Origin of the sequence: Mycobacterium sp. ELW1 (assembly GCF_008329905.1) — a bacterium.
Classification (GTDB): domain Bacteria; phylum Actinomycetota; class Actinomycetes; order Mycobacteriales; family Mycobacteriaceae; genus Mycobacterium.
In genome coordinates, this window is sequence record NZ_CP032155.1 from 2,158,800 (window position 1) to 2,177,020 (window position 18,221).

Genomic DNA, 18,221 nt, shown 5'->3' on the forward strand with positions numbered 1-18,221 from the left:
GGGTGATCACGGTAACGGCGATGAATGTACTCGCCACGGCGGCAATGCATTTCCCGGGTGATCCACCTGCGGCGGCGCCGGCGATGCATACCCAGCCGATTGTTCTGACCGCATCGCTGCATCGCGAGTCCGGGCCGCCCACTCCCAACCGGCTGATCGCGGCCACCGGCGAAACGGCCTCAGGCGCAAACGGATCGATTGCCGAGGCGGTCGCGTCACGCACCGAGCCGGCACCGCTCAACGTGCCGCAGCGGGCCCGTGTGAGCAGTGCGGCGCCGAGCCCGGTGGTCCCATTCCATCCCCGTGTGAGCAGTGTGCACCCCGGTGGACACCGCCGACCCGCCGCGGTGCCGGCGCTGCCTACGCCGGCGGCCATCGCGGGCCAGATCCGCGCGTTCGTTGCTGTCTACATCAGTAACGGCACCGCTGCGCATCCCGACGCAGGGTTGTTGATAGGCAACGGGTTTGACGGCGGGACCGGCCAGGACGGGGGCCGTGGCGGCATGCTGTTCGGCAACGGCGGGCGTGGCGGCGACGGGCTGCAGTCGGTCGAGAACGGGAGGGCCGGCAATGGTGGGAGCGCCGGATTGTTCGGCAACGGGGGCGACGGCGGCAGGGGCGGCGATTTCACCGGCACGCAGGGAACCGCATCCATCGGTCGTCAAGGGGGTAAGGGCGGCAACGGCGGACTGCTGATCGGCAACGGCGGTAAGGGTGGCAACGGCGGCACCGGTCAAAACCTCGATACCGGTGGAGCCAACGGCGGCCGCGGAGGACAGGGCGGCAACGCCGGGGTGCTGGGGCGCGGTGGTGACGGTGGCCAAGGCGGAACGGGAAATGCCGGAACCGGTACCGCCCGCGGGGGAGCGGGCGGCAATGGCGGTCGCGCGGGAACCATCGGGGGTGGCGGTGCCGGCGGCGCGGGTGGAAGCGGCTCCAGTAAGGGCAATGCGGTCGGCGGTGACGGGGGCACCGGGGGAGAAGGCGGACGGATAACCGGCCGGGGCGGCGATGGCGGAACCGGCGGTGCGGCCGGCAGCAATGTCGTCACCAGCACAGCCACCGGTGGTCACGGTGGAAACGGCGGCGACAGCCATGGGATTCGCCAGACCGGCGGCGCCGGCGGCCAGGGCGGCAACGCTCAGTCGCTTCCGGGTACCGGCATCGGCGGCGACGGTGGCAGCACCGGCCGCAGTGGGCCCGGCGGTGGGCGAGGCCCGGCCGGATTGGGCGGGGAGGGCGTCGGGAGCACCCCGGGCAGCCATAACGGCAACGCGGGCGCAGGCGCCCCGTAGCTCGGGGGCTAAGAGGAGCGAGGGCCGCGCTTGCTGCCGCCCGTGCCCGCCGTGGCGGATGCGGTCCCTTTCTTGGCGCCGCGGACTTTCGCGGCGCCAGGAGCAGAAGTGGTCCGGCCGCTCGATGCCGTGGAGCGCCCGGTGCCGCCGGTGGCCGTGGTGGGTGTCGCGACACGGCTGGTCGGCTTGACGCGGGCCTGCGCCGAGGCTGAGCTGCCGCAGCTTTGGCCCGCGAAGCAGACCGGGAATTTCGGCACCCTCGGGATGTGGAAGACCCTCAGCACCGGATTGACGATGTTGGCGAAGCCGTTCCAGGCATAGGCCGTCGCGGCGAACGCCACAACGAGGCCACTGAGCCCGATGGCCGCCAGACCGGGGCCGGGGCCGAGCCCGAGACTGTCGAGGTATTGCAGGATCGACGCCGCGAACGCGAGGAAGTCCGGGGGCGCGCTGGTGTCGTTGGCGGTCTGGCTCGGCGATGCCGAGCGGGGCGCGGGCCCGGGCGCGGGCACGGCGGCGCTGACGTCGCCCACATCGACGGACGCCAATGCAACCGCATGAACTTCAGTGCGGGGGAGCGCGGTGTTCGGCGGCGCTGTCACCACACCGAGGGCAAGGATTCCGGCGGCGGCCGCCGCGGCGTATGGACGAATGACCCTGCTCTGGATTTCTCGGCGCATCATCACCTTTAGTCGTCGGCCATGAACGGCGACTCGATCATGACACCGGCGCATCGGCGCGGAGTTGATTTCCCGCACATATTTGCGCACCCGTCAGTGCCGTTTGGGCGCGCACCGAAGTGGACATGATGGGACGGTGAAACTGCTTCCGACACCCGACGTGACGCTCACCGACTACGACGTCGAAGACGCACTGGGTCGGGCCGTCGCCGTCATCAATCCGCTGCTCGACGTGTTGTGGTGGACCGACCCGCTCGGAATCAAGCGGCAAGACCCGCCGAACGTCGTCTCCCGGGTCCTCAACGCGGCCGACGTGCCCGGCACCCTGGCGTGGGACGACCTGGACACCGACGACCGGATCGCGTGGTGGGTCTGGCGGGTCGGGGCGTTGAACACCGTCGTGGTGGCGGTGCCCGGTCTGCTGGGAGTCATCGGACGACGACTTCCGATCCAGGATCTCCTCGGCTTCGCCAACCAGGCCATCGTGCTGTGTGCCGTGGCCCGTGAACTGGGCGTCACCGATTACCGGCGGCAGACCCGGATGCTCGCCTCGGTGCTATGCGAGCGAGATCTCGCGGTCGTGGTGCACGACCCGGACCGGGCCTCGGCGATGGCGATCCCGTTCACCCCGCAGGGCACCGCCTCGGCCGTCTGGAAGTTGGTCGGAGTCCTCGACGCCGTCAGCGACGAACTCGGGAAGCGACCGCACCCCCGGGCGCCGTTCCGGTACGTGGCCATGCTGCCGGGCTTGGGCGCGGTGGCCTCGTACCTCGGGGAAATCGGTGCGTTGTCCCGGGCCGCCAAACGCGGGCGAAAGTGGGTTGACCAGCAAAAACCGCCCAGGTAAGGCGGTTCGGTGGAGCGGGCGACGGGAATCGAACCCGCGTAATCAGTTTGGAAGACTGAGGCTCTACCATTGAGCTACGCCCGCGTGTTTGCGCGAGCCCAAATGTACCGGTCGACCTGATCAAATCCGAATCGGCCCACCTGGAAGCGCGTCGCCGAGGTCGATTGCCGCTGAGCAGGCGTTGGGCCGTAGGATTCGGGCGCAAGAAATACAGCACCGGGGTGTAGCGCAGCTTGGTAGCGCATCCGCTTTGGGAGCGGAAGGCCGCAGGTTCAAATCCTGTCACCCCGACACGCCCAACGAAGTCCCGCACGAGAACAAGACTGAACCGAGGAGTACCGCCGTGAAGAGCACCGTCGAGAAGTTGAGCCCGACCCGGGTTCGCATCAATGTGGAGGTGCCCTTCACGGAATTGCAGCCGGACTTCGACCGGGCCTACAAGGAGCTCGCCAAGCAGGTCCGGCTCCCCGGCTTCCGTCCCGGCAAGGCGCCGGCCAAGCTGCTCGAGGCCCGTATCGGCCGCGGTGCGGTGCTGGAGCAGGTCGTCAACGACGCGCTGCCCAGCCGCTACAGCGAAGCCGTCACCGCCACCGAGGTGACGCCGCTGGGCCAGCCCGAGATCGAGGTGACCAAGATCGAGGACGGCGAAGAACTGGTCTTCACCGCCGAGGTCGATGTGCGGCCCGAGATCGACCTCCCCGATCTGAGCGCGCTCACGATCGAGGTCGAGGCGATCGAGATCAACGACGAGGAAGTCGACGCCGAACTGGAGTCGCTGCGCGCCCGCTTCGGCACCCTCAAGGGCGTCGAGCGGCCCGCCCAGACCGGCGACTTCGTGTCGATCGATCTGTCCGCGACCGTCAACGGCGAAGAGCTTCCCGACGCCGCCACCGAAGGCCTCTCCCACGAGGTGGGCTCCGGTCAGCTGATCGACGGTCTCGACGACGCCATCGTCGGGTTGTCCGAGGGTGAGTCGAAGGTCTTCACCACCAAGCTCGCCGCCGGCGAGCACGCCGGTGCCGACGCCGAGGTCACCGTCACCGTCAAGTCGATCAAGGAGCGCGAGCTTCCCGAGGCCGACGACGAGTTCGCCCAGCTGGCAAGCGAGTTCGACACCATCGAGGAGCTGCGCGAGAACCTCGTCGAGCAGGTCAAGCGCGTCAAGCGCATCCAGCAGGCCGAGAAGATCCGCGACAACGCCCTCGAGCTGCTGCTGGAGAAGACCGAGGTGCCGCTGCCCGAGGCGATCGTGCAGGCCCAGGTCGACCAGACCGTGCACAACGCGATCCACGGCCTCGACCATGACGAGGACAAGTTCGCGGAGACGCTCGAAGCCGAGGGCAGCTCGCGCGAGAAGTTCGACGCCGAGACCCGCGAGGCCGCCGAGAAGGCCGTCAAGACGCAGCTGCTGATGGACGCGATCGCCGACGACCTGGACATCCAGGTCGGCCAGAACGATCTGACCGAGCGGCTGGTGCTGATGTCGCGGCAGTACGGCATCGAGCCGGCGCAGCTGCTGCAGATCCTGCAGCAGAACAACCAGCTGCCTGCGATGTTCGCCGACGTGCGCCGTGGCCTGACCGTCGCCGCGGTGGTCGAGGCGGCCACCGTCACCGACAGCGAGGGCAACGTGGTCGACACCGCCGAGTTCTTCGGCCCGCCGGCCGGAGCCGAGGACGACGAACTGGTGGCCGACGCTGACGACGTCAACGTCGACGAGGTGGCCGAAGACGCCGAGGCCATCGAGAAGGACGTTGAACAGGAAGCCGAGAAGTCCGAATAACGCCGACAGCGAAAGCGCACTCTCCCGGGAGTGCGCTCCGCTGTGGGTTCGTTAGGGTCGGGTAGAACCAAGTCTGTAGAAAGCAGGTATCAAGTCGTGACTCATATGCGTTCGGGCGCGCCAGGGCTGAACCTCACTGACTCGGTGTACGAGCGATTGCTCGCCGAGCGCATCATCTTCCTGGGGTCCCAGGTCGATGACGACATCGCCAACCGGTTGTGCGCGCAGATCCTTCTGCTGGCCGCCGAGGATCCGACCAAGGACATCAACCTCTACATCAACTCGCCGGGCGGCTCGATCAGCGCCGGCATGGCGATCTACGACACCATGGTGCTCGCGCCGTGCGACGTCGCCACCTACGCGATGGGCATGGCCGCGTCGATGGGCGAGTTCCTGCTCGCGGCGGGCACCAAGGGCAAGCGCTACGCGCTGCCGCACGCCCGGATCCTGATGCACCAGCCACTGGGCGGGATCACCGGCGGTGCAGCCGACATCGCCATCCAGGCGGAGCAGTTCGCGCTCATCAAGAGGGAGATGTTCCGGCTCAACGCCGAGTTCACCGGCCAGACGATCGAGCGCATCGAGGCCGACTCCGACCGTGACCGGTGGTTCACGGCTCAGGAAGCGCTCGAGTACGGCTTCGTCGACCACATCATCACCCACGCGAACTTCAACGGAGTGACCAATGCCTGATACAACTCCCTTTTCCCAGGCAGATCCTCGGCTCACGCCGCAGGGCCGCTACATCCTGCCGTCGTTCGTCGAGCACTCCAGCTGGGGCGTGAAGGAATCCAACCCCTACAACAAGCTGTTCGAGGAACGCATCATCTTCCTCGGCGTGCAGGTCGACGACGCCTCGGCCAACGACATCATGGCCCAGCTGCTGGTGCTGGAGTCGCTGGATCCCGACCGCGACATCACCATGTACATCAACTCACCGGGTGGCTCGTTCACCTCGCTGATGGCGATCTACGACACCATGCAGTACGTGCGTGCCGACATCCAGACGGTGTGCCTGGGGCAGGCCGCCTCGGCTGCCGCGGTGCTGCTGGCCGCGGGCTCCCCGGGTAAGCGCCTCGCGCTGCCCAACGCCCGGGTGTTGATCCATCAGCCGTCGCTGGGCGGCGTCATCCAGGGCCAGTTCTCCGACCTGGAGATCCAGGCAGCTGAGATCGAGCGGATGCGGACCCTGATGGAAGAGACGCTGGCCCGCCACACCGGCAAGGATCCGGCCGTGATCCGCAAGGACACCGACCGCGACAAGATCCTGACCGCGGCGGACGCCAAGGAGTACGGGATCATCGACACGGTTCTGGAGTACCGGAAGCTGTCGGCTCAGAACGCTTGATGGTGATGTCTGCCGGGCCCACCCGGCGGCTTCTGATGTTCGCGCCCGCCGCGGCCCACCGGGTCGCGGCGTTCGCGTCGAAGCAGCCGTGGCGTTCTGCTTCGCGCTCGGCGAATCCGCGTTCGGCGGATCCGGTTCAGCGATCAACCGCCGCCGCAAGCCCGGACGGTATCGTGGAGAACAGCGAACACCAGGACGAACTCCATGATCGGCGCAGCTCAACGTCTCTCGGTTCGGTAACGGCGGCGACACGCCAAGACACGGCAGCGTGTTCCGAGGCGACGGGAGCGGTGTCAGGGGATATGTTCACCATCACGCACGAATACCAGTGACGCGATTCGTCTTTATCTGTCGCACCGTGGCAGAGCAAGCGGGTAGCGTCGGGACAGACACCGGCACTGACTAGTTAGCAGCGATCGAAGACCCGGCGAAGGAAAGTAGGACTCCACCACCATGGCGCGTATCGGAGACGGCGGTGACCTGCTGAAGTGCTCGTTCTGCGGTAAGAGCCAGAAGCAGGTGAAGAAGCTCATAGCGGGTCCGGGCGTCTACATCTGCGACGAGTGCATCGACCTCTGCAACGAGATCATCGAAGAGGAGTTGGCCGACGCCGACGACGTCAAACTCGATGAGCTGCCCAAGCCGGCCGAGATCCGCGAGTTCCTGGAGAACTACGTCATCGGCCAGGACACCGCCAAGCGCACCCTGGCCGTCGCCGTCTACAACCATTACAAGCGCATCCAGGCACAGGAGAAGCATCGTGACTCCCGCGCCGAGCCGGTGGAGCTGGCCAAGTCCAACATCTTGATGCTCGGCCCGACCGGTTGCGGCAAGACCTACCTGGCGCAGACGTTGGCCAAGATGCTCAACGTGCCGTTCGCGATCGCCGACGCCACCGCGCTGACCGAAGCCGGTTACGTGGGCGAGGACGTCGAGAACATTCTGCTCAAGCTGATCCAGGCCGCCGACTACGACGTGAAGCGCGCCGAGACCGGCATCATCTACATCGACGAGGTCGACAAGATCGCCCGCAAGAGCGAGAACCCCTCGATCACGCGCGACGTCTCCGGCGAGGGTGTGCAGCAGGCGCTGCTGAAGATCCTCGAGGGCACGCAGGCATCGGTTCCGCCGCAGGGCGGCCGCAAGCATCCGCACCAGGAGTTCATCCAGATCGACACCACTAACGTGCTGTTCATCGTTGCGGGTGCGTTCGCCGGGCTGGAGAAGATCGTCTCCGATCGCGTCGGCAAGCGCGGTCTGGGCTTCGGTGCCGAGGTGAAGTCGAAGGCTGAGATCGACACCCAGGACCACTTCGCCGAAGTGATGCCCGAGGATCTGATCAAGTTCGGGCTGATCCCGGAGTTCATCGGTCGTCTGCCGGTGGTGGCCTCGGTGACGAACCTGGACAAGGAATCGCTGGTGCAGATCCTGTCCCAGCCGAAGAACGCCTTGGTCAAGCAGTACACCCGGTTGTTCGAGATGGATGGTGTCGAGCTCGAGTTCGCCGACGACGCTCTCGATGCCATCGCCGATCAGGCGATCCATCGGGGCACCGGTGCCCGCGGTCTGCGCGCGATCATGGAAGAAGTCCTGCTGCCGGTGATGTACGACATCCCCAGCCGCGACGACGTCGCCAAGGTCGTGGTGACCAAGGAGACCGTCCAGGACAACGTCCTGCCGACGATCGTGCCGCGCAAGCCTGCGCGTCCCGAGCGCCGCGACAAGTCCGCCTAGGCGTCGTACCGTCTCTTTATGAAGAGACTCCGCCACCGATCCGCGGTGGCCGCGGTAGCCGTCACTGTGGGCATGCTGGGCATCACCACGGCCTGTAGCTCCAATGAGAAGCCCGCGCCGACGACCAGCACGACCACGACGACCACCACGACGCCGGCCGGCAGCAGCGTGCCGCCGCCGCCCTCGCCGACCGAAAAGGGTTCGGACGGCGGCGGGCCCAACAGCTTCTCGCCGACCGTGAAGGCCCCGCCGCCGCCGACTGCGATTCCGGGGAACAACTGACGCGTGGTCAGTGCCGGATGCGGTCGGCCCGACTGTAGACGTTCATCGATTCCCCACGCAGGAACGCAACCAGCGTCAGCCCTGATTGGGTGGCGAGGTCGACGGCCAGTGAGGACGGCGCGGACACCGCGGCCAGCACCGGGATGCCGGCCATCACCGCCTTCTGGGTGAGCTCGAATGATGCGCGGCCGCTGACCAGCAGCACCGTGCCGCTGAGCGGGATCTGATTGGCCTCCAGCGCCCACCCGATGACCTTGTCGACGGCGTTGTGCCGGCCGACGTCCTCGCGGACGGCGAGCAGTGCGCCGCCCGTGGTGAACAGTGCTGCCCCGTGTAGTCCGCCGGTGCTGGCGAAAACCTTTTGCGCCGAGCGCAGTTGGTCCGGCATCGCGGTCAGCGCCGAAGCCTCGACCGTCGACGGGTCGTCGCCGGGGGAGTGCCGGCTGGTCAGCCGCACCGCGTCGATCGAGGCTTTGCCGCACACCCCGCACGACGAGGTGGTGTAGAAGTTTCGGGTCACGTCGACATCCGGCAACGGCACGCCGGGGCGCAGCGTCACATCGAGGACGTTGTAGGTGTTCACCCCGTCAGTCCCTTCCGCGCCGCGGCAGTAACGGACGGTCAGCACGTCGTCGCGGCGGGTGATGACTCCCTCGGTCAGCAGAAACCCCTGTGCCAGTTCGACATCAGATCCCGGCGTTCGCATGGTGACCGTCAGCGGTGTCCCGTTCACCCGGATCTCCAGCGGCTCCTCGACCACCAGCGTCTCCGGACGCTCGGTGGCGGTCCCGTCGTAGAGGTGACTGACCCGCCGGCGTGCGGTCACCCGGCCCATGCCGCGCCGCCCTCGGGGTCCTGGCCGCCTGGTTCGAGCCGGATGACGACCGCCTTCGACACCGGCGTATTCGACCGGGCAGCAACGTGATCCAGCGGTACGAGGGGATTGGTCTCGGGGTAGTAGGCGGCGGCATTGCCGACCGGCGTGGAGTACGGCACGATCAGGAAGTCCTTGGCCCGGCGCTCCTGCAGCCGGCCCGCGCCATCGGTGAACTCTGACACCAGGTCGACGCGGTCACCTTCGGCGAGGCCGAGGGACTCGATGTCGGCGGGGTTGACGAACACGACGCGGCGCCCGCCCTTGACCCCGCGATACCGGTCGTCCAGGCCGTAGATGGTGGTGTTGTACTGGTCGTGGCTGCGCAGTGTCTGCAGCACCAGGCGTCCCGGCGGCACCGGCACCCACTGCATCGGGTTCACCGCGAAGTTCGCCTTTCCCGTGACGGTGGGGAATTCACGGGAATCCCTTGGCGGATGCGGCAATTGGAAGCCATCTGGCTGACGTACCCGGGTGTTGTAGTCGGCGCAGCCCGGCACCACCGCGGCGATCGCGTCGCGGATGGTGTCGTAGTCGGCGGCGAAGCTCTCCCAGGGGACCGGATGATCGGCACCCAACACCGTGCGGGCCAGCTGACAGACGATCGCGACTTCGCTGCGGACCTGGTCGCTGGGCGGTGTCAGGCTACCGCGGGACAGGTGCACCATCGACATCGAATCTTCAACCGAGACAACCTGTTTGTGACCGTTCACCAGGTCGCGGTCGGTGCGGCCCAGGGTGGGCAGGATCAATGCCGTGCGGCCGTGCACCACGTGGCTGCGATTGAGCTTCGTCGAGATCTGCACGGTCAGGGCACAGGTACTCAGCGCGGACTCGGTGACCTCGGTATCCGGGGTGGCCGACGCGAAGTTACCGCCCATCGCGAGGAACACCGAGGCCCGGCCGTCCCGCATCGCCCGGATCGCGTCGACGGTGTCGAAGCCGTGCTTGCGTGGACTGACGATGCCGAATCGGGTGTCGAGGGCCGCCAGGAACGGTTCGGGGGCCTTCTCCCAGATCCCCATCGTGCGGTCGCCCTGGACATTGGAGTGACCACGCACCGGGCACACCCCGGCGCCGGGCTTGCCGATCATGCCGCGCAGCAACAGCAGGTTGGTCATCTCCGCGATCGTGGCCACCGCGTGGGTGTGCTGGGTGATTCCCATGGCCCAGCACACGATCGTGCGCTTCGAGGCAGCCAGCATGCCCGCGACCCGGTCCAGTTGCGGGCGGGCGATACCGGTGGCTTCGGTGACGGTGTCGAGGTCGACCGTGCGGGCCTCGGCGAGGTACTCGTCGAATCCGTGACAGTGGGCGTCGACGAACTCGCGGTCGATCACGCTGCCGGGGGCGCGGTCGTCGGCCTCTAGCAGCAGCCGGCCCAGCCCTTTGAACAGGGCGAGGTCGCCGCCGAGACGAATCTGGACGAACTCGTCGGCGATGGGCACTCCGTGCCCGACCACGCCGTGGACCTTCTGCGGATCCTTGAACCGGATGAGTCCCGCCTCGGGGAGCGGATTGACGGCGATGATCTTGGCGCCGTTGGCTTTCGCCTTCTCCAGCACGTACAGCATCCGCGGATGGTTGGTGCCGGGATTCTGTCCGGCGATCACGATCACGTCGGCGTGCTCGATGTCGTCGACGGTCACCGAGCCCTTGCCGACGCCGATCGAATCGATCAGCGCGGTGCCCGACGATTCGTGGCACATGTTGGAGCAGTCCGGCAGGTTGTTGGTGCCGAAGCTGCGCACCAGCAGCTGGTAGAGGAACGCGGCCTCGTTGCTGGTGCGGCCGGAGGTGTAGAACACCGCTTCGTCCGGGGATGCCAGCCCGTTGAGGTGTTCGGCGATCAGACGGTAGGCGTCGTCCCACCCGATGGGGGTGTAGTGCTGTGCACCCGGGCGAAGGACCATCGGGTGGGTGAGCCGTCCCTGCTGGGACAGCCAGTACTCGGGCTTGGCGGCCAGCTCGGCCACCGAATGGCGGGCGAAGAACTCCGGGGTGACCCGGCGCTTGGTGGCCTCCTCGGCCACCGCCTTGGCGCCGTTCTCGCAGAACTCGGCGAGCTTGCGGTTGTCGTGTTCCTCGGGCCATGCGCAACCCGGGCAGTCGAAACCGTGGCGTTGGTTGATCCGTGCCAGCGTGGAGAGGGTTCGGACGGGACCCATCTGCTCCAGGGCGCGCTGCATGGTGACCACCACCGCCTTCACCCCGGCGGCCTCGTCTTTGCGCTCGCTGACGTTGACGGATCGTTCGTCGTAGTCGGCGGGTATGTCGCGGCCGGTGCTCATAGCCTCAAATCTAGGCCGCTGTGTCGGCCGCCGACACTAACGGGCGGACTTGGCGGTCCCCTTGTTGCCCGTCGCGCGGGCGTCGCGCGTGATGGAGGCCCGAGTCGACTCGGCGGGCCGGCTGTTGGCGTTGGCCGTGACCGACGCCGCGGCGGGAGACGAGTGCCTGGGTCGCGGGCCGGCGACGCCTCTCGTCGACTTGGGCGACGACGTGGCGCGCTTGGTGCTCGTCTCGACCTTGGCCGCGTCGCCGGTTGTCGTGAGGCCGCTCGGAGCGCGGAGGGCCCGCGCCGCGGCCGGGGCCGCGACTGCCGAGGCAGATCCGCCAGTCATGGTGGCCGAGATGGAGTGGAGCACGTTCCTGACCACGTCGACCATCATGGCGATGCCCTTGGCTGCGGCGGTCAGCACCTCGGTGATTCCGGCCTGTACGGCAGCGCCGAATCCATCCGAACCCGCTGCGGCGGCGGTTGTGATGAAGGCGTTCACCATCGCCCCGACGACCGGTAGCGCTGCCTCGGGAATGGCTGCGAGGACCGTGATCGCACCGCTGATCACGGTGGGCGCCAACGCAATCATTGGGCCGATCTGGGTCAGGATCCCGTCGAATGGTGAGCTCAGGTCCCCGCCGATCGGTGGGGACAGGAGCAGGCTGACATTGACCATTGCCTCGCCCAGCGGCGTGCCTTGAGCCAGTTGGTCGAGCAATTCAGTGTTGATGAACTGCATCGCTGCGGCGGCGTCCGGATTGAACGCGGCCAGCGCGGTCATGATCGCCAAAACCTGTGGTAGGCCGAAGGGCAACGAAGCGCCGGGGACTGCAGCCGCAGAGGCCGGCTGCAGGCTATTCCAGGCGGCGCTGTCCAGGCTGGTGAGTTGGAACGCGCTCGTGCGTATGGCCGCCGATGAGGTCGGCGGACCGTACGTATCGAGTGCCGGCGACCCCGCGACGACGGCACATACGGCTAGTGGTGCGATGACGATTGATCGATACATAACTGCCCCCAGAGGTTGAATTCAAATCTCCCTGTACCCGGTATGCGACGTTTGAATCCTTGCTGAACAAAAATTTGGCAACTCGTCAATATTGGTTCTTTAGCTGATCTACGTGCACAAATCAAAGTTTGATTCTGTGATGGTTTGCCCAGATTTAGTTTGCGGAAAGTTTCTGCGGATCAGCCCGCATTCTGTCGTTGACGCAGGCGTAACGAGATCGGCATGCAAGCGACCTAACGTGGGCCGGTCACACGCCCGCGAGCAGACGCGGGCGTCTTGGGTGCAGAGGAAAGACAGTTGAGCGGAAACGCGGCCCGCCTTCAGGCGATCGTCAATGTCGAGGCGTACGAGCCTCCCCCTTTCAGCTTCGATCCAGGCGAAGCGCCAGGCGAGATCTTCGGCGCCAACGTCTTCACCCTGGCCGAGATGCGGCTGCGGTTGCCGAAGTCGGTGTACAAGTCGGTCGTCGCGACCATCGAGAAGGGCGCGAAGCTCGATCCGGCAGTCGCAGACGCTGTGGCCTCGGTGATGAAGGACTGGGCATTGTCGAAGGGCGCGACCCACTACGCGCACGTCTTCTACCCGATGACCGGTCTCACCGCCGAAAAGCACGACAGCTTCCTGGAGCCTGTGAGCGACGGTGCGACGCTCGCCGAATTTGCGGGTAAGACTCTGATTCAGGGCGAGCCTGACGCGTCGAGCTTCCCGTCGGGCGGTCTGCGCAGCACGTTCGAGGCGCGCGGGTACACCGGCTGGGACGTCACCAGCCCGGCCTACATTCTGGAGAACCCGAACGGCAACACCCTGTGCATCCCCACGGTCTTCGTGTCGATGACCGGTGAGGCACTCGACTTCAAGACCCCGCTGCTGCGTAGCCAGCAGGCGATGGGTGCACAGGCTGAGCGAATCCTGAAGTTGTTCGGACACAAGGATTTCGACCACATCGTGTCGTTCTGCGGGCCTGAGCAGGAGTACTTCCTGGTCGACCGGCACTTCTTCCTGGCTCGTCCTGACTTGATCAACGCCGGCCGTACGCTGTTCGGTGCGAAGCCGCCCAAGGGCCAGGAATTCGACGACCATTACTTCGGCGCCATTCCCGACCGGGTGCTGGCCTTCATGATGGACACCGAGCGGGAGCTGTTCAAGCTCGGCATCCCGGCCAAGACCCGCCATAATGAGGTCGCGCCAGGCCAGTTCGAGATCGCGCCGATGTTCGAACGGGCCAACATCGCGGCCGACCACCAGCAGCTGCTGATGACGACGTTCCGCAACATCGCCAAGAAGCACGGCATGGAGTGCCTGTTCCACGAGAAGCCGTTTGCCGGTGTCAACGGTTCCGGCAAGCACGTCAACTTCTCGATGGGCAACGCACAATTCGGCAGCCTCTTGGTGCCCGGTGACACCCCCCATGAGAATGCCCAGTTCCTGGTGTTCTGTGCCGCGGTGATCCGTGCCGTGCACAAATTTGGCGGGTTGCTCAGGGTCTCCGTGGCCTCGGCCACCAATGATCATCGCCTTGGCGCCAACGAGGCTCCGCCGGCCATCATCTCGATCTTCCTCGGCGCTCAGCTGGCCGACGTGTTCGAGCAGATCGCCAAGGGTGCGGCCACCTCGTCAAAGGGCAAGGGCGTCATGCACATCGGCGTCGACACGCTGCCCGAGCTGCCGACCGATCCGGGCGACCGCAACCGCACAAGCCCATTTGCGTTCACCGGCAACCGGTTCGAGTTCCGCGCTCCGGGCTCGGGGCAGACGATCAACGTCCCGATGATCATCCTCAACACGATCATGGCCGATTCGCTCGATTACATGGCCACCGTGCTGGAGACGGCCGTCGCAAACGGCGAGAGCTTCGACGAGGCGGTGCAGAAGCTGCTCACCGAGATCATCACCGAGCACGGCGCGGTCGTGTTCAATGGTGACGGATACTCGGAGAACTGGCAGATCGAGGCCGCCGAGCGCGGTCTGCCGAACCTCAAGACGACGCTCGACGCCATTCCGCAGCTGGTGACACCGGAGGCGATCGAGGTCTTCGAGAAGTACGGCGTGTTCAACGCTCGGGAGCTGCATAGCCGCGAAGAGGTCCGGTACGAGACATATGCCCTGACGGTCAGTGTCGAAGCCAAGTTGACACTCGAAATGGGCTCGACGGTGATCCTGCCTGCGGCGGTTCGGTACCAGACCGAGTTGGCGCAGAATGTCGCGGCGCTGAAGGCGGCCGGGGTGGGGGCGGACACCGCCTTGCTGGAGACCGTGTCCACGCCGATTTCGGAGCTGACCGCTGCACTGGCCGCGCTCAAGGAGGCGCTGGGTGCCCACGGCGGCGACACCGCCAAGGAGGAGGCCGAGCACGCGGCGAGCTTGTTGCCGTTGATGGATGCGGTGCGCGCGGCCGCGGACACGCTGGAAAGCGTTGTCGCCGACGATCTCTGGCCGCTGCCGACCTACCAGGAGATGCTCTACATCCTGTGAGCTGGCGCTGAGGCTGTAGTTGCCGACATCCGCCTCGCGGCTGATTCGTCACGCAACTACAGCCTCGGCGTCACCTGAGGTGCTCGCCGAAGAACGCGAAGATTCGCTGCCAGGCGTCCTCGGCCTCGGGGCGTGAGTAGGCCATCCCGGCAACGCCGGCGATGGCCTGCATCGGCGCGGGAATGTCCCAGTCGTTCATGAAGGAGTGCCCGACTCCTCCGTACTCCTTGATGTCGCGCGGCACATCGTTGGTCGAGAGCAGGCCTTCCAGCTTGTCGGCCGCACCCTTGAGCATCCAGTCCTTGGCGCCGTAACTCGCCACCGTCGGGCACGAGTTCGGGATCGCGGAGATGTCCGAGGGCCATTCCCCGTAATTGGGAGCCGCTGCATCGAAGTGTCCGGTCGGTGCCAGCACGAGGCAGAACCCACCGCCCATACAGAACCCGATGATGCCGACTTTCCCGCTGCACGCCGGATCGGCTGCCAGGTGATCGCGGGCGGCGATGAGGTCGTCGACGGCGGTTCCCTTGCCCTTCTTGAACGCCTGCAAGGTGCGCACCACGCAGAGCAGCCGATTGCCCCGGTGATACAGCGCCGGAGTGATCGCGAGGTAGCCGTTCTCGGCGAACCGGTCGGTGATGCGTTTGATGTCACCCGTCATGCCCATCGCGTCGTGCACGATCACCACCCCGGGCCACGGTCCGTCACCGGCCGGCCGTGCTTGATAGGCCGGCAGCGGGCCCGCTGGAGCGGGAAACGTGGTGTCCATGGAACGGCATCTTGCCGTTAGGTGATCAACTCCGCCAGGGGTTGTTGCCGGCGTCCCAGGCTTTCTGGATGTCCGGGTAGATCGATGTCTGATCGGTGGGCACCGAATTCTTCGTCATCCGGGTGCGCTCGTCGGCCAGGACTTCGGGCGCACCACTTTCGATGGCGTCCATCGTCTGGGCCGCGACATCCTCGGGTGAGATCTTCGGGCCGTCGATCACCGCGGCCATATCGGTGTCGATGAAGCCGGCGTGCACACCGACGACATGCGTGCCCTGGCCGTGCAGTTCGATGCGCAGAGCGTTGGTCAGCGCCCACTCGGCGGCCTTGGAAGCCCCGTAGGACGCGTTGAAGGGGGAGACGAAGAAGCTGACCACCGACAGCATGTTCACCAGTGCACTGCCACCTGACTGTGCGGCCAGGACGGGCGCGAACGCGCGAGCCATCGCCAGCGTGCCGAAGTAGTTGGTCTCCATTTCGACGCGGGCGGCATCGGGATCCTCGACGGTCAGGAATGGCGACTGCAGCATGGCGCCGGCGTTGTTGATCAACACCGACACGTCGGTGCAGGCCTGGGCCGCGGCGCGCACGGCGTCAGCATCGGTGATGTCCAGGACTATCGGTACCACTCGCGAATCGTCGAACGCGACGCTGTCAGGGTTGCGGGCGGCGGCGTAGACCTTGGTGGCGCCGCGGTCCAGCAGTGCCTGGGTGAACGCCCGGCCGAGGCCGCGGTTGGCGCCTGTGACCAGTGCGATGCTGCCGTCGATGGCTTTGCCGTTGGTTGCGGCCATGGTCTGCTCCTCGGTGTCGGGTTCACCGAGATCAACATCTACTCGCAGCGGCGATATTTCGCGACGTGGTCCGTCATCTCAGGCGCCCGCGATCGAATCCCGCGACACCATCGCGACCTCGACGGGCCGACCGCTACCCAGCGACTGCACGCCGGCCTCGCACACCGCTGCGGCGGCGTAGCCGTCCCACGCCGAGGGACCGTCTGTGTAATCTCCGGTTCGGTGTCCTCGCTGAACAGCGTCCACCCAGCGCTGGAACTCGGTGTCGTAGGCCTGGCCGAAGCGTTCCCGGAAGCCGGGGGTGATCTGGCCGCCCCAGTTACCGGGTGCGGTCTTACGGATCAGGCCGACGTCCAAACCGATCATCGCGCTGCCCTTTTCGGCAACAACCTCGGTGCGCACCTCGTAGGCGACGCCGGTGGTGACGAACAGTTCGACGTCGACATGCTTGCCGGAGGCGGTCCGCATGATGGCGATCTGCGGGTCGGCCACCCCTTCGGGCGCACCCGGGTTGGCCGACGGCGTGATGATCTGGATGGAGACGATCTCCTCGTCGAACAGGAAGCGCGTCACGTCGACCTCATGCACCAGCGAGTCACGCACGATCATCGCGCTGTCGAACGACGGCGGCACCGCGGGGTTGCGGTGCGCGCAGTGCATTACCAGGGGGCGTCCCAGCTCGCCCGAGCCCAGCATCGCCTTCAGCGCGACGTACTCGTGGTCGAAGCGGCGCATGAAACCGACTTGGATGAGCCGCTTTCCGAGCTCGGCCTCACGCTTGACCACCTCCAACGAGGTATCCGCATCGGTGGTCAGCGGCTTCTCGCACAGCACCGGCTTACCGTGTTCGAGGCACGCCAGCAGTTGCTTCTCATGGGTAGGTCCCGGCGTCGCCAGCACGACGGCGTCGACATCCGGGTCGGCGATGGCGTCCAGCGGATCGGCGGCCACGCGGCACCCCGGGATACCTGCGGCGATCTGCTCGGCCTTCTCGGTCAGGTAGTCGTTGACGATGGCTACGTGGGCGCCGGAGATCTTCGACGTGAGACGGGCGACATGGTCGGCGCCCATGATGCCGACACCGAGTACGGCGACACGAAGGTCAGACATGGCGGGATCTCCTGAACTAGAACCGGACGGACGGGACCCCGCAGGACCCGAGATAGGCGCGGGTGCGTGTGGCGATGGGCAGCGGAGCGTCGACGTCGCACGGATACATGTCTTGCTCGACGATCGCGAACACGTCGATGCCGAGCTTCTCGATCTCGGCGAGAAGCGGTGGCATGTCCGGGATTCCGCGCGGCGGCTCGGTCATCGCGCCGAGCTTGACGGCCTCACCGAACGGCAGGTCCTCGGCTTCGACCTTGGCCCGCACTTCTGGATCGACCTGCTTGAGGTGCAGGTAACCGATGCGCTCGGGTGCGCGGCGGATGATCGCGATGTTGTCGCCGCCGCAGTAGGAGATGTGACCGGTGTCCAGACACAGGTTCACGAACTCGCCGTCGGTGCCGTCGAGAAAGCGGTAGACGTTCTCTTCGGTGTCGACGTGACTGTCGGCGTGGGGGTGATACTGCGCCCGAACCCCGTACTGCTCGAACATCGCCTTGCCCAGTTCGTTCATGCCCTGGGTCTTCCTGCGCCACTGCTCAGGGGTCAGCGTGCGGTCTTCGAGCACCGCGCCGGACGATGGGTCGCGCCACATCTCGGGAATCACCACGACATGCTTACCGCCCACGGCGGCAGTCAGTTTCGCGACGTCCTCGATCTGCTTCCACACTGAGTCCCAATTTTCAGCCGCAGGAGCTCCGTCTTGGTGCAGGTGCTCGAACACCGTGCCCGCAGACAACTTCAGGTTGCGGGCCGCCAGCTCATCGGAGAGCTGCGTGGGATCGGTCGGCAGGTAGCCGAACGGGCCCAGCTCGATCCACTGATAGCCGGATGCCGCGACCTCGTCGAGGAAGCGGGTGTAAGGGGTTTGTTGCGGATCGTCAGGGAACCACACGCCCCACGAGTCCGGTGCCGACCCGACGAGAATAGTGCTCACGGGTGAAGTCCTT

At 66.3% G+C, this 18,221-nt stretch carries 16 protein-coding genes and 2 tRNA genes; 8 read left to right on the forward strand and 10 right to left on the reverse strand.

Features of this window, described 5'->3' with window-relative positions; genetic code table 11:
• Window positions 1-20 precede the first annotated feature (20 nt).
• The gene (locus D3H54_RS31160; RefSeq protein WP_168214824.1) at window positions 21-1,295 is read left to right on the forward strand and encodes a hypothetical protein; all 1,275 of its coding nucleotides are present in this window, start codon (window positions 21-23) and stop codon (window positions 1,293-1,295) included.
• Window positions 1,296-1,303: 8 nt separating this feature from the next.
• Here the strand turns inward: D3H54_RS31160 and D3H54_RS09995 are convergent, their stop codons facing one another.
• Complete coding sequence (locus tag D3H54_RS09995; protein ID WP_149378906.1) at window positions 1,304-1,978, reverse strand: hypothetical protein; 675 nt, start codon at window positions 1,976-1,978, stop codon at window positions 1,304-1,306.
• 133 nt (window positions 1,979-2,111) lie between these two features.
• On the opposite strand from D3H54_RS09995, the gene D3H54_RS10000 reads away from it, so the two are divergent.
• Window positions 2,112-2,822 (forward strand): hypothetical protein, encoded by a 711-nt coding sequence (locus D3H54_RS10000; protein WP_149378907.1) that lies wholly within the window; start codon window positions 2,112-2,114, stop codon window positions 2,820-2,822.
• Between the two features lie 10 nt (window positions 2,823-2,832).
• On the opposite strand, the gene D3H54_RS10005 is transcribed toward D3H54_RS10000, so the two are convergent.
• Window positions 2,833-2,906 (reverse strand) — tRNA-Gly (locus D3H54_RS10005).
• Window positions 2,907-3,039: 133 nt separating this feature from the next.
• On the opposite strand from D3H54_RS10005, the gene D3H54_RS10010 reads away from it, so the two are divergent.
• The 5 genes from D3H54_RS10010 (at window position 3,040) to clpX (ending at window position 7,687) form a co-directional block, all read left to right on the forward strand.
• Window positions 3,040-3,113: transfer RNA gene (locus D3H54_RS10010), tRNA-Pro, on the forward strand.
• 52 nt (window positions 3,114-3,165) lie between these two features.
• On the forward strand, window positions 3,166-4,605 hold the full coding sequence (gene tig / locus D3H54_RS10015) for a trigger factor (protein ID WP_168214825.1): 1,440 nt from the start codon (window positions 3,166-3,168) through the stop codon (window positions 4,603-4,605).
• Window positions 4,606-4,710: 105 nt separating this feature from the next.
• Window positions 4,711-5,298, forward strand: a complete 588-nt coding sequence (locus tag D3H54_RS10020) for an ATP-dependent Clp protease proteolytic subunit (RefSeq protein ID WP_115320766.1) — start codon at window positions 4,711-4,713, stop codon at window positions 5,296-5,298.
• Window positions 5,291-5,953, forward strand: a complete 663-nt coding sequence (locus D3H54_RS10025) for an ATP-dependent Clp protease proteolytic subunit (protein ID WP_149378908.1) — start codon at window positions 5,291-5,293, stop codon at window positions 5,951-5,953. Before D3H54_RS10020 ends, D3H54_RS10025 begins: the two co-directional genes overlap by 8 nt.
• 453 nt (window positions 5,954-6,406) lie before the next feature.
• On the forward strand, window positions 6,407-7,687 hold the full coding sequence (gene clpX, locus D3H54_RS10035; protein WP_083120235.1) for an ATP-dependent Clp protease ATP-binding subunit ClpX: 1,281 nt from the start codon (window positions 6,407-6,409) through the stop codon (window positions 7,685-7,687).
• Here the strand turns inward: clpX and D3H54_RS32155 are convergent.
• From D3H54_RS32155 to D3H54_RS10055, 4 genes are read right to left on the reverse strand one after another with little or no spacing between them, the layout of a single operon-like run.
• Window positions 7,684-7,965 carry a hypothetical protein gene (locus D3H54_RS32155; RefSeq protein WP_149378909.1) on the reverse strand — a complete coding sequence of 94 codons (282 nt, stop codon included), beginning with the start codon at window positions 7,963-7,965 and terminating at the stop codon, window positions 7,684-7,686. The two genes, clpX and D3H54_RS32155, sit on opposite strands and share 4 nt — an antisense overlap.
• 11 nt (window positions 7,966-7,976) lie before the next feature.
• Complete coding sequence (fdhD, locus tag D3H54_RS10045) at window positions 7,977-8,804, reverse strand: formate dehydrogenase accessory sulfurtransferase FdhD (RefSeq protein ID WP_149378910.1); 828 nt, start codon at window positions 8,802-8,804, stop codon at window positions 7,977-7,979.
• On the reverse strand, window positions 8,792-11,134 hold the full coding sequence (locus tag D3H54_RS10050; RefSeq protein ID WP_149378911.1) for an FdhF/YdeP family oxidoreductase: 2,343 nt from the start codon (window positions 11,132-11,134) through the stop codon (window positions 8,792-8,794). Before D3H54_RS10050 ends, fdhD begins: the two co-directional genes overlap by 13 nt.
• A 36-nt stretch (window positions 11,135-11,170) precedes the next feature.
• The gene (locus D3H54_RS10055; protein ID WP_149378912.1) at window positions 11,171-11,905 is read right to left on the reverse strand and encodes a hypothetical protein; all 735 of its coding nucleotides are present in this window, start codon (window positions 11,903-11,905) and stop codon (window positions 11,171-11,173) included.
• Between the two features lie 522 nt (window positions 11,906-12,427).
• On the opposite strand from D3H54_RS10055, the gene D3H54_RS10060 reads away from it, so the two are divergent.
• The gene (locus D3H54_RS10060) at window positions 12,428-14,602 is read left to right on the forward strand and encodes a glutamine synthetase III family protein (RefSeq protein ID WP_149378913.1); all 2,175 of its coding nucleotides are present in this window, start codon (window positions 12,428-12,430) and stop codon (window positions 14,600-14,602) included.
• 70 nt (window positions 14,603-14,672) lie between these two features.
• Here the strand turns inward: D3H54_RS10060 and D3H54_RS10065 are convergent, their stop codons facing one another.
• The 4 genes from D3H54_RS10065 to D3H54_RS10080 all read right to left on the reverse strand — a co-directional run bounded on the left by D3H54_RS10065 (window position 14,673) and on the right by D3H54_RS10080 (window position 18,208).
• Window positions 14,673-15,371: a dienelactone hydrolase family protein gene (locus D3H54_RS10065; protein WP_149378914.1), complete on the reverse strand. Its 699-nt coding sequence runs from the start codon at window positions 15,369-15,371 to the stop codon at window positions 14,673-14,675.
• A gap of 25 nt (window positions 15,372-15,396) precedes the next feature.
• Window positions 15,397-16,164, reverse strand: a complete 768-nt coding sequence (locus tag D3H54_RS10070; protein ID WP_149378915.1) for an SDR family oxidoreductase — start codon at window positions 16,162-16,164, stop codon at window positions 15,397-15,399.
• A 78-nt stretch (window positions 16,165-16,242) separates the two neighbouring features.
• The gene (locus D3H54_RS10075) at window positions 16,243-17,274 is read right to left on the reverse strand and encodes a Gfo/Idh/MocA family protein (RefSeq protein WP_149378916.1); all 1,032 of its coding nucleotides are present in this window, start codon (window positions 17,272-17,274) and stop codon (window positions 16,243-16,245) included.
• Window positions 17,275-17,290: 16 nt separating this feature from the next.
• Window positions 17,291-18,208, reverse strand: a complete 918-nt coding sequence (locus tag D3H54_RS10080) for a sugar phosphate isomerase/epimerase family protein (RefSeq protein ID WP_149378917.1) — start codon at window positions 18,206-18,208, stop codon at window positions 17,291-17,293.
• Between the last annotated feature and the right edge of the window lie 13 nt (window positions 18,209-18,221).